Source organism: Nocardiopsis sinuspersici (assembly GCF_001998325.1).
GTDB lineage: Bacteria > Actinomycetota > Actinomycetes > Streptosporangiales > Streptosporangiaceae > Nocardiopsis > Nocardiopsis sinuspersici.
Genome location: NZ_MCOK01000001.1, coordinates 5,094,525 through 5,105,879, shown reverse-complemented (window position 1 = coordinate 5,105,879; position 11,355 = coordinate 5,094,525). Strand labels below are relative to the sequence as shown.

Here is an 11,355-nt window from a genome sequence, read left to right as displayed (position 1 = left end):
TGTGCCGGCCGTGCACCCATCGTATCCACCAGGTAGTAGGAGGAATGTCAATGCTCGATCAGGAGACTTCTGTCGCGAGTCCACGGATCTCCCGGGTGGCGACCGACATCGAGAACGGTGTAGAGGGTGCCGTAGACGGTCTATGGAAAGAGGTCGCCGAATCGGGCGCACCGCTGATGGAGCAGGTCGGCGACGACGATTCACATACCCTGGTCACGTTTCTCTGGCGGGATCCGGGAGATACTGAGAACGTGCTCGTGTTCTTTTTCAGCGCACCGAGCAACGACGACTTCAGTGAATACCGGATGGCCAACCTGCCGGGTACGGACATCTGGTACAAGTCCTATCTCCTGCCCTCGGACCTGCGGACGACATATCTTTTCTCGGTCAACGACCCGCTCGTTCCGTTCAATTCCTACGCCGAGGTCCTGGAGAGCCTCTCCCGGTACCGGACGGATCCGCTGAACCCACGTGACTACACGCTTCAGGGAAACCCGAGCGAGTTCAAGGTCTCAGTGCTCGAACTGCCCGGTGCCCCGAAGCAGCCGTGGAACATCTCACGGCGCGGGGTGCCGAAGGGCAGGATCCACATGCACTCCATGCACAGCTCGATCCTGCGGACGCAGCACCACATCGCTGTCCACACTCCGCCCGGATACGACCCCGAGGGGGACGACTATGACGTGTTCCTTCTTTTCGACGGGTGGTCCTACTACAATTTCGCCTCCATCACGACCGTGCTGGACAACTTGCTGTACACCGGCCGGATCCCCCCCTACGTCCTCGTCATGCACACCAACGAGGACCAGGACGTCCGTGCTCGTGAACTCCCCTGCCACAGCCCGTTCGTCGATTTCCTGAACGAAGAGCTCATGCCGTGGGTACACGAGAACTACCACGTCACGCCGGATCCCTCGCGCACGGTCGTGGGCGGCTCCTGCTTCGGCGGCCTGGCAGCGGCGTACGCCGCATTCGAATCTCCTGACCGTTTCGGAAAGGTCATATCCCAGTCGGGTTCGTTCTGGTGGCCGGGAAAAGGGATTCCAGATGTCGAGGACGAGTGGATGACCCAGCAGTTCAGGGCGGCCCCCAGGCTGCCGATCCGTTTCTCGATGACCATCGGGAGTATGGAGAAGGCCATCATGGAGTACGACCCGATGACAACGCACCGGAATGCGCGAGACGTTCTCCGGGAAAAGGGATACGAAGTCGACTATTCCGAGTACACGGGTGGTCACGACATGGTCTGCTGGCGCGGCTCCATCGTCGATCAACTGCTCTCCTTCCACCCCGGACCGAAGGACTCCGGGACGAAGCAGCGCGCCTAGGGCATGTGCGGCGAGTACCCACCCTGCTGCGCGTCGCCCCGGCGGCACCCCCGCTGCGTTCTCCTCGGTCGGCAGCCGGACCAGGACGCCTTCTTCCTCGGCCCCGCGAGGCCACCGCTGGATACACCAGCCCGTCTGTCTCCCACCAACCCCCAACGGCCGCGCTTCGCGCGCTGCGCTCGCCAGACGGCGGGCGGTACCCACCACACACGCCCCGGCACCGCTTCTGAGCGGTGTACCCGCGGACCCAGGCCGGTCGGCGGTGAAGACGTCCACGACGAGTGCGCCCGTCCACGAACGAAAGGCTCCAACCCGATGAGCGATGCCACGATCACAGTGCTGCAGGGAGACGGTGTCGGGCCCGAAGTGACCGAGCAGGCCCTCCGGGCGCTGCGGGCCGTGGAGGACGTGTACGGCCACTCCTTCGCGGTCCACCAGGGCCTCGTGGGGCTGGACGCCATCGCGGCCGAGGGGGCCGCCATCTCGGACGCCACGTTCGAGATGTGCGCGAGGAGCGACGCCGTCCTCTTCGGCGCGGTCGGTGGCCTGCCCGCCGGAGGAGGCCCGGACGGCGGCCCCCGGCCGGAACAGGCGCTCTTCCGTCTCCGCAAGGAGTTCGACTTCTTCGCGAACCTTCGTCCGGTCCGGTCCAGCGAACCGATGTACGGCGCCTCGCCGGTGAAACCGGAGTACCTCAAGGGCACGGACATGATCTTCGTTCGGGAGCTGTCGGCCGGCCTCTACTACGGGCGCCTGGAGTCCGTCCCGGGCAAACCCAGCGAGATCCGCCGTACGGGGCGGGGCACAGAGGCCGTCGACACCCTCCTCTACACCGAGCAGGAGATCGAGCGCGTCGTACGTGCGGCGTTCGAGATCGCGGAGCGGCGCGACCGCAAGGTGACCTCGGTGGACAAGGCCAACGTGCTCAGCTCCTCGGTCCTGTGGCGGGAGGTCGTGGAGCAGGTGTCCCACGACCATCCCGCGGTGGACCACGAGCACATGCTCGTCGATACCTGTGCCATGGAGCTGATCAGGGATCCCGCGCGTTTCGACGTCGTGGTCACCGAGAACCTGTTCGGCGACATCCTCACCGACGAGGCGTCGATGCTCACGGGCTCGATCGGCATGCTCCCGTCCGCGAGCCTGGGCACGCGGCGTGTCGAGGGGGGCCTGTTCGGACTGTACGAGCCCGTACACGGCTCCGCTCCCGACATCGCCGGCCAGGACAGGGCCAATCCCGTCGGTGCGGTCCTGTCCGCCGCCCTGCTGCTGCGCCATTCCCTGGGCCTCGAACGGGAGGCCGCCGCCGTCGAGGCCGCCGTCGAGGAGGTCGTCCGCCTGGGATACCGGACGGCGGACGTCCACGAGAGCGGGTGCACGGTGGTCGGAACCCGTGAGATGGGCGGACTGATCCGCGAAACGCTGGTTCGGGGCTGAACCGGCGCCACCCCATACGCGCTTTTGGACGAACTGCCTGCCGGAGGTTTCCCACCGATGATGCCGCACGACTCTTCCTCAACGGCCGAAGCCGGGATCGAGGAGCAGCACCTGCTCGTCGAACGGGCCCGGAAGGAGATACTGCAGCGCCACAGAACGGGTCCGCGGACCGACGCGGAGCCGCCCATCCGGGTCATGGCACGCATCGTCCAGGACCTGGAGCGGGAATGCGTCGAACGCGGCCTCGATCCCGCGGCCGTTCGGCGGGGGGTCGTCAACCGGACGATCGGCGACATCGACGTGCGCCGCATCACCGAGTGGGAGGGAGAACCGGGCGGACCCACGGATTTCCGGTCACTGGCGGAGGAACTCGGAATCGCGCTGCCCGGAGAGGACCTGAACGGGTACATCGCACCGGGTGATGGGTACCGGTGGCTCCGCGAGCAGATGATGCACGCGGAGCGACGGCTCCTCGCCACCGGATACGACCCGCGCGTGTACGACATCCACAGTGTCGGGAATCCCGTGCTGCGCGGCCTGCTGGCCGAGGACATGCGGCAGTGGGGAATGTCGGTCTCGGGACGGCACGTCGCGCTCGGGCTGGGGGCGGCGGACTGCATCGACAAGGTCCTGCGCGGTATCGCCCACCTTGCCCGGCTCGATGCGCGGGCTCCTGGTGCGGTCCTCTTCTCCGCCCCCGGATTCAACGTCCCCGAGTTGCAGGCGGCGTCCTACGGCTATCGGCTGCATTCGGCCCGGACCAGGCCCGAGGACGACTTCAAGATGACGGCACCGCTGCTTTCTCAGAGCCTCGAAGAGAACCCGGACATCTCCGTCGTCTACCTCATAGTGACGAACAACCCGACGACGTTCGCTTACTCGCCCGATGAGCTCTCGTCCTTGCAGGAGGTTCTGCGTCGCTTTGCCGGGGAAGGACGCAGGATCCACCTTGTCGCCGATCTCGCCTATGTCGGGACGGGGCCGCCGGAAGAGGACCGGGCACGCATGCGGAGTCTGACGTCGGCGACCGATCTCGCCGACCGGACGGTCTATGTGGGCAGCTGGTCGAAAACGCACACGCTGACCGGGGACAGGTTCGGCTGGGTTGTTTTCGGTGACGCCGGGTTCGCCGCGGACATGGGCGTGAGCTGGACGAACAGTGTGGGATCACTCCCCGGGGAGTGGCAGTTGCGTTTCATGGCCTACCACACCCTGTTCCGGGACCGCCCCGAGTTGATCGACAAGATCCGCGGCCTCTACCGGTTGCGCCGGTCCCGGCTGCGCCGGCAGTTGGAGACGTTCGACAAAGAGCACGGTCTTTTCGACCACCTCTACCTCGACAACGATACGACCATCTACAACTGGAGCAGGCTCAGGCCGGGGGTGGACTGCTTCTCCGTATTCGAGAAGACCGGGATCGCTGGAATACCCGGTTCGACATTCGGTTATTCAGACGACTATATCCGATTTTCGATCGGGATCCTGCCCGTCGTTAATGGTTAGCGGCGGGCCGTGATGCCGAGTGGTTTCTCTTCCACAAGGAGATGTTATGCAGAAGGGTACGACCAGCCCCGAGGGATCCTTGGCGGCGAAGGACGGGTCCATCGATGTTCCGATGAACTTCAACTGGAACAACGAGGAGGACCCCCTCGCCCCACTCGTGACGGACATTCCCGGTGAACCGCCCGCCTTGCGGGCCGCCGGCACGGAGATCGTCTCGGAGTGCCTCAGGGACGGCCTCCAGGGAATATCCGGATATCCGTCGGTCGACGAGATGATCCAGTACCTGTCCCTGCTCGTCGCGTTCGGGGGCAAGTACGCCTGCGTCGGGATCTACCCCGGCAAGGGAGGCCTCCTCGACACGAGGATGAAGGAGCTGCTCGCGCGGATGAGGGAGGAAGTCCCCTCCGTCGTGCCCTCGGTGCTCTCCATGTGCTCGGAGGAGTCACTCAAGTGGACCCTGGAGTGCAAGGAGATCCACCCGGACCTCGAAGCGGTCGTGTTCATGGGCAGCGCACCGTCCCGAAGGCTCGCGCAGGGCTGGGACATGGGCTTCATCCTGAACAGGCTGGACACGTTCGTCAGGAAGACCGTGGACATGGGCGTCCCCGTCATCGCGGGGACCGAGCACACCACGCAGACCTCCCCCGAGGATGTCAGAGCCATCGTTCGGGCACAGGTCGAGGGCGGCGCGTACTGCATCGCCCTGGCCGACACGGTCGGGACCATCCGTCCGCTCGGCACCTACCGCCTCGTGCGCTTCGTCCGTGAGGAGCTCCGGGCCCTGGGCGCGTCCGACGTGAAGCTGGACTGGCACGGTCACCGCGACACCGGCAACGCGCTGGGCAACGCGATGATGGCGACGGCGGCCGGCATCGACCGCGTCCACGTCGTTTCGCGCGGCGTCGGCGAGCGCTCCGGGAACGCATCGCTGGAGGAGGTCGTGCTGAACCTCTCCGCCATCGAGGCGGAGGCCGGCCTCTCACCCCGGTGGGAGATGTCGCGGCTGATCGAACTGATCTCGTTCTACGAGGACATGGTCGGGGTCGCGGCCCCCGAGCACGGGGTACTCGGAAAGCGCTACAGCCACACGTCCTCGGGCATTCACACCGACGCGATCCTCAAGGCCCACGGAATGGCCGACAGAGCTCGCGACGAGGGGAACCCCGTGTTGGAGGGCAAGCTGCGGGAGATGGCCTGCACCGTGTACTCGGCCGTCAACCCGGCCTCCGTCGGCGGTACCCCGTCCGTGAGCGTCAGCCCGTGGAGCGGTCAGAGCACCGTGCGCCTCGCCCACATGAACCACGGAGGCGATCCCCGGCAGCTCACCCCGGAGGCCGTCGAGAGGACCCTCGCCCTCGCGAACCGCCTGGGCCGTGAGCTGACCCGGGAGGAGTTGGAAGAGAGCTGTGCGGGGGCGGCGGCCCCCCACGGAGCCTGAAAGGTCACTGGACGTTGGGACAGGCTTATTTGGAGGACTCTACGATGCCCCGAACGATGTTCGAGAAGATCTGGGACACGCACGTCGTGCGTGACGAGCCCGGAGAAGTGCCGATGCTCTACATCGACCGGCACCTCACCCACGAGGCGACTTCGCCGCAGGCCTTCGCAGGGCTGAGGACGCGCGGCCTCCAGGTCCACCGGCCCGAGACGGTCGTGGCCGTGATCGACCACAACGTCCCCACGATGCCGGGACGCAGACTCGTCGACGTCGTGGACGACCAGAGTGCCGTATGCATTCAGACGATGGAGGAGAACGCGCGGGACTTCGGGGTCGCGCTCCTCGACATGGACAGCGAGGACCAGGGGATCGTGCACGTGGTGGGTCCCGAACTGGGCCTGTCGCTGCCCGGCATGACGGTCGTGTGCGGCGACTCCCACACCTCCACCCACGGTGCCCTCGGGATCTTCGCGGTCGGTATCGGCACCAGCGAAGTGGAGCACGTCCTGGCCACGCAGTGCCTGCTCCAGCAGAAGCCCAAGACGATGAACATTCGGATCGACGGGACGCCGGTGTCCGGCGTGAGCGCGAAGGACATCGCCCTGTTCGTGATCCGCACGCTCGGAACCGACGTCGGCACCCACCACGTCATCGAGTTCAGCGGGTCGGCCGTCGCCTCCTTGACGATCGAGGGGCGTATGACGCTGTGCAACATGGCGATCGAGGCCGGGGCGAGGGCGGGCATGGTCGCACCGGACGACGTCACGATCGACTACGTGCGCGGGCGGCGCTTCGCACCCGCCGGCGACCTCTTCGAACGCGCGGTGGAGCAGTGGAAGTCCCTTGCCACCGATCCGGGTGCCCGCTTCGACTCGGAGTACCGGCTGGACGTTGACGGCCTGGTGCCGCAGGTCACCTGGGGAACCACCCCCGGGATGGCGGGCGACATCACCGGGACGGTGCCGGACCCGGCCGCCGAGAGCGACCCGGTGGCCCGCGCCGGTATCGAGCAGGCCCTGGAGTACATGGGCCTGGAACCGGGACAGCGCTTCCAGGACGTCGGGGTCGACACCGTCTTCATCGGCTCCTGCACCAATTCGCGCGTGGAGGACCTCCGCATAGCGGCGGATCACGTCGTCGGCAGGCGGGTCGCCGCCGGTGTGCGCGCCATCGTCGTCCCCGGATCGATGAGTGTTCGCCGGCAGGCCGAGGAGGAGGGACTGGCGGATATCTTCCGCCGGGCGGGCTTCGAGTGGCGCGAGCCCGGGTGCAGCATGTGCATCGCCATGAACGGTGACCACCTCTCGGCGGGCGAGCGGTGTGCCTCGACCAGCAACCGTAATTTCGAGGGACGGCAGGGGCGCGGGGGCAGGACCCACCTGGTCAGTCCGGCCACTGCTGCCGCGACCGCCGTGACAGGCCGCCTCGCCGACGTCCGCCGCATCTAGGGAAAGGGCACCCGTGCAGAAGTTCATCACCCATGTCGGTACCGCTGTGCCACTTGAGCGGTCCGACGTGAACACAGACGACATCATTCCTGCGCGTTTTCTCAAATCGATCCGCCGCACCGGGTTCGGTGAGCACCTCTTCGCCAACTGGCGGTACACCGGAGGTGGGCGCGAACTCAATCCCGAGTTCGTGCTGAACAAGCCAGAATACAAGGACGCGAGCATTCTCGTGTCGAACGATAACTTCGGGTGCGGCTCTTCCCGGGAGCACGCGCCGTGGGCGCTGAGGGAATACGGATTTGTCTGTATCATCGCTTCGAGCTTTGCGGACATCTTCTACAACAACTGCTTCAACAGCAATATCCTCCCGATCGTGCTGGCGTCGTCCGAGGTGGGAGAGCTCCTGGGCTCCATCGCTCCGGGCCCCGTCAAGCTCAGTGTCGACCTGCCGGCCCAGACGGTGACGACCTCGGACGGGCGCGAATACCGGTTCGAGATCGACGCGTTCCACAAGTACGTGGCCATGGAGGGCCTGGACAACGTCAGTTGGTCCCTCTCGCATATGGAGGACATCCTCGCCTACGAGGACTCCCGCAGGCAGGAAGCGCCCTGGCTCTTTCCCTGAAGGCCGAGAACCGGTCACCCCGCCTTCCGTCCGGGCCCTTCGGTGCCGTGGACGTGAGAAGGATGGATTCTCCCGAAACCAGAGACTGGAGAACGGAAATGGCAGAAAACGAGATGAAGGTCCTCGTCAACGAGGAGGAGCAGTACTCCCTGTGGCCGTCCTACCTGGATATTCCGGCGGGATGGGAGGACACGGGGGTCGGTGGTTCACGGGAGGACTGCCTCGCCTACGTGAAGGAGGTCTGGACCGACATGCGGCCCCGGAGCCTGCGCGAGCAGATGGCCGGAGCGGCGGGTCAGGCCTCCGGCAAGTAGCCGGTCCACCGGGTGACACCGCACGCGGTCACCGCAGAGATGTCTGTAGAAGTCATGAGGAGACAGTCATGGAAGAACTCGTCGAACGCCTCTCCGTGGAAGGGCGGAAAGTCGTCGTCGGCGGCCCCTCCCCCTCTGTGGAGGAGCTTCAGCGGCGCATCACCGAACTGGGTTACGTCTTCATCAAGTTCTCCGACTCGCGCGGGGGAACCGACCTGGGCGTGCGCGTCGACGAGAGCGCCACGGACACCGGTGGGGCGGACTTCGCGGCCGGCACCGGGACGGTGCACATCGAAGGGACGCTGACGCTGGACTACGTCGAGGTCCGCTGCGTGGCCGACATCGATCTGGCCTCGCTCGATGGGACCGGCCACCTGGTGGCACGCGCCGAGGCGCTCGTCGAGTAGCCGCGTGCGCCTCGGGCCGCTCAGCGGTGACCGCGGAACCCCTCCCGGACTCCGACGGTGATCTCACGGCCCGGGCCCGACCGAGGACAGGACTTACGGCGATCCGCGACGGGGACGACGGGCCCCGTCGCGGTACCGCCGCCGTGCCGTGGAGAGTCCGGCCCCGCTCCGCGGCGGGCACCACCGGGTCGCACCGCGAGGAGGAAGAATGAGAGCAGTTTCGTCGGCCGTTCGACGTACGAAGGTTGTCACGGCCCTTGCCATGGGCACCGCGCTCGGCGTCGGCGCACTGGCCGCCCCGGGACACGCCCAGGAGACCGCGGCCATCGCCAACGCGGAGAGCGCAGACGCGGTGGGCGGCAGTTACATAGTGGAGTTCGAGGAGGGGAGCGAGCCCGACGTCGCCAGCGCGTACGGGGCGCGAGTGGTCAAGGAGTACGACAGCGCCCTGAACGGTGTGCTGGTCGAGGCCACGGAGGAGCAGGCGCGGCGGATCGCGGCAGACCCGTCCGTGCGGTTGGTGGAGCAGAACACCGTCGTGCGCATGAACTCGCGCAGGGTGACGCAGTCGGGACCGCCCTCCTGCGGGCTGGACAGGATCGATCAGCCGTCGCTTCCACTCGACGGCTCCTACGGCTATCCCGCCCACGCCGGCGCCGGCGTGGACGTCTACATGGTCGACACGGGCATCGACTACGACCATCCCGACCTCCGGCCGCGCGTCGTCCCCGGCTTCGACGCCTTCGGCGGGGACGGCAGTGACGGCCACGGCCACGGCACCCACATGGCCGGAGTCGTGGGCGGTACCGAACACGGGGTGGCCAAGAGGGCCAACCTGATCTCGGTGAAGGTGGTCGACGCCGAGGGCGGCGGCACCGTCGACGGACTACTGGAGGGGATCGACTGGATCACCGAGCGCGCCTCCGGGCCGTCGGTGGTCAATTTCGTCATCGGCCTTCCGCCCAGTGACGTGGTCGACGACGCGGTACGCAGGTCCATCGCCTCAGGGGTCGTCTACTCGGTGGAGGGGGGCGCCGTCTCGAACGACGTGGCCGACGCCTCCCCGGCGCGGGTGGCCGAGGCCATCACCGTCGGTGCGTCCGACTGCGGGGACCAGGTCGCGTCGTTCAGCAGCTATGGGCGGGGACTGGACCTGTACGCCCCCGGTGTGGACATCACGTCCACGTGGCCGGGCGGAGGTACGCACACGATGTCCGGAACCTCGGTCGCGGCGGCGCACGTCTCCGGTGTGGCGGCGCTCTACCTCGGCCAGCACCGGCGGGCCAGCCCCGAGCGGGTGGGCAGGGCGCTGGACCGCTCGGCCGTGGTCGGCGCACTCACCGGTGTACCGACCGCCGCCACACCCAACAAGCTGCTTCAGCAGGCGCACTGGAGGCGCCGATGACGGCGTAGTCCCTCCCCGGGGTTCCAGCAGGCGGACGACCGCTGACGAGGCCCCGGAGCCAGGTCCTGGTAGGTCCACCCGGTTCGTGTGGACGAGAGCCCTGCCCTCCGCCGGAGGGCAGGGCCTCTTCCGTGCCGGCGCCTCCGGTCGTGTCGATCTGGCGCCAAGGCGCCGAGTCGACAACGGGCCGAGTCGCCATGTCGACGTCGCCGCCACCCGCCGGCCGGTCCCGGCCGGCGGGTGGTCAGGGACCCGTCACCCCGACGGCTCGATCCTGTACCTGGGCACAGCCACCTCGGGGTTGGCGCAGGCGGTGTCCCCGCCTCCGGTGGGGACGTGGACCGGGGCCTCGGCGACGTAGAGGGACACCTCGACGCCCGTCACGGGCGTGGGCTCGCACACCTGCGGGTCGTAGTTGCCCGGGTTGGGCTGGGCCACGGTCAGGAGCACGGCCCCCTCCGGCTCCACGGTGAACGATCCCCCCTCGCCCTCGCGCTCGGCCCAGGCGCCGACGCGCTCGCCTCCTGCGTCCACCCAGTTCAGGCCGACGTACCGGTAGAGGGTGCACGACTCCTGCGCGGGCGTCTCCCCCTCTCCGGTCCGCGTCATGGTGAACTCGATGTGGGCGGTGCCCGCGGCGGCTCCCCGCCCGCTCTCGACGATCGCGAAGTCAGACACGGCGCAGTCGCGTACGGACCCCTGGGCGGCGGCGGGCGGGGCTGCGGCGACGACGGCGGGCACGGCGATCATCGCGGCGGCGATGGCCGCGCCCCCGGCGCGGGCGCGGCGGGCGGTCTGCTCCTCGAAGGTGCGGGCATCGTTGCCGTGCCACGTCATGTTCATCGGATCCCCCTCTTCCACGGCGACCGTCTACTCAGTGCGGTCGATCGGTGACTGGGAGCGGGCCGGTTGGAAGATAGGACGCCTGCCTCGGGGAAGGCGTTGGCCGGGAGACGCCGCGGGTCCGGTCCGGGGGCGGGAGTGCGGGGGAGCGGCCGGACCAGGACGGGTGTCCTCCGACACATCCCGGTGATCTGCCCCCCGTGGGGAGAATCCTGTGATAAGTTCGATCGAGTTGCAGTTGTGGTTCCCGCTTGACTTTTGTGTCGGTCGACTTCGTGGTCGGACCTTCTCCATCGTTATCACCACTCGGGAAATCATCGCAGTGGCGTTGGGGAATCCGCACAGGGCGGACTTCTCCATACAGATGTGAGGAAAGTCATTATGACTACTGGCACCGTCAAGTGGTTCAACAGCGAAAAGGGCTTCGGCTTCATCGAGCAGGACGGCGGCGGCGCCGACGTCTTCGCCCACTACTCCAACATCGAGTCCTCCGGTTACCGTGAGCTCTCCGAGGGTCAGGCCGTGCAGTTCCAGGCCACCCAGGGACCCAAGGGTCTCCAGGCCGAGAACATCTCGGTGATCTAGGGAGCTCCGGCTCCGTCGGACG

At 67.3% G+C, this 11,355-nt stretch carries 11 protein-coding genes; 10 read left to right on the top strand and 1 reads right to left on the bottom strand.

Annotated features, from left to right (window positions below; all coding sequences use genetic code 11):
- The first annotated feature begins 50 nt into the window (after positions 1 to 50).
- From fes to NOSIN_RS22085, 9 genes are all read left to right on the top strand, one after another.
- On the top strand, positions 51 to 1,328 hold the full coding sequence (gene fes, locus NOSIN_RS22125; protein ID WP_170293746.1) for an enterochelin esterase: 1,278 nt from the start codon (positions 51 to 53) through the stop codon (positions 1,326 to 1,328).
- Positions 1,329 to 1,643: 315 nt separating this feature from the next.
- Positions 1,644 to 2,765, top strand: a complete 1,122-nt coding sequence (gene leuB / locus NOSIN_RS22120) for a 3-isopropylmalate dehydrogenase (RefSeq protein ID WP_077692583.1) — start codon at positions 1,644 to 1,646, stop codon at positions 2,763 to 2,765.
- Between the two features lie 57 nt (positions 2,766 to 2,822).
- On the top strand, positions 2,823 to 4,268 hold the full coding sequence (locus tag NOSIN_RS22115; RefSeq protein ID WP_077692582.1) for a pyridoxal phosphate-dependent aminotransferase: 1,446 nt from the start codon (positions 2,823 to 2,825) through the stop codon (positions 4,266 to 4,268).
- 46 nt (positions 4,269 to 4,314) lie between these two features.
- A complete protein-coding gene (locus tag NOSIN_RS22110; protein WP_077692581.1) occupies positions 4,315 to 5,706 on the top strand; it encodes a hypothetical protein in 1,392 nt (463 codons plus the stop codon).
- A 44-nt stretch (positions 5,707 to 5,750) separates the two neighbouring features.
- Positions 5,751 to 7,154 carry a 3-isopropylmalate dehydratase large subunit gene (leuC, locus tag NOSIN_RS22105; RefSeq protein ID WP_077692580.1) on the top strand — a complete coding sequence of 468 codons (1,404 nt, stop codon included), beginning with the start codon at positions 5,751 to 5,753 and terminating at the stop codon, positions 7,152 to 7,154.
- 13 nt (positions 7,155 to 7,167) lie between these two features.
- Entirely contained in the window at positions 7,168 to 7,779 is a 612-nt protein-coding gene (gene leuD, locus NOSIN_RS22100) for a 3-isopropylmalate dehydratase small subunit (protein ID WP_077692579.1), read from the top strand.
- A gap of 98 nt (positions 7,780 to 7,877) precedes the next feature.
- Positions 7,878 to 8,093: an MbtH family protein gene (locus NOSIN_RS22095; RefSeq protein ID WP_077692578.1), complete on the top strand. Its 216-nt coding sequence runs from the start codon at positions 7,878 to 7,880 to the stop codon at positions 8,091 to 8,093.
- Positions 8,094 to 8,161: 68 nt separating this feature from the next.
- Entirely contained in the window at positions 8,162 to 8,500 is a 339-nt protein-coding gene (locus NOSIN_RS22090) for a hypothetical protein (RefSeq protein ID WP_077692577.1), read from the top strand.
- A gap of 262 nt (positions 8,501 to 8,762) precedes the next feature.
- Positions 8,763 to 9,905, top strand: coding sequence for a S8 family peptidase (locus NOSIN_RS22085; RefSeq protein WP_170293747.1), 1,143 nt, complete (start codon positions 8,763 to 8,765; stop codon positions 9,903 to 9,905).
- 255 nt (positions 9,906 to 10,160) lie between these two features.
- On the opposite strand, the gene NOSIN_RS22080 is transcribed toward NOSIN_RS22085, so the two are convergent.
- Positions 10,161 to 10,748, bottom strand: coding sequence for a DUF4232 domain-containing protein (locus tag NOSIN_RS22080; protein WP_143832975.1), 588 nt, complete (start codon positions 10,746 to 10,748; stop codon positions 10,161 to 10,163).
- A gap of 381 nt (positions 10,749 to 11,129) precedes the next feature.
- Here NOSIN_RS22080 and NOSIN_RS22075 point away from each other — a divergent pair, with 381 nt between their 5' ends.
- Complete coding sequence (locus NOSIN_RS22075; protein ID WP_077692575.1) at positions 11,130 to 11,333, top strand: cold-shock protein; 204 nt, start codon at positions 11,130 to 11,132, stop codon at positions 11,331 to 11,333.
- Positions 11,334 to 11,355: the final 22 nt, after the last annotated feature.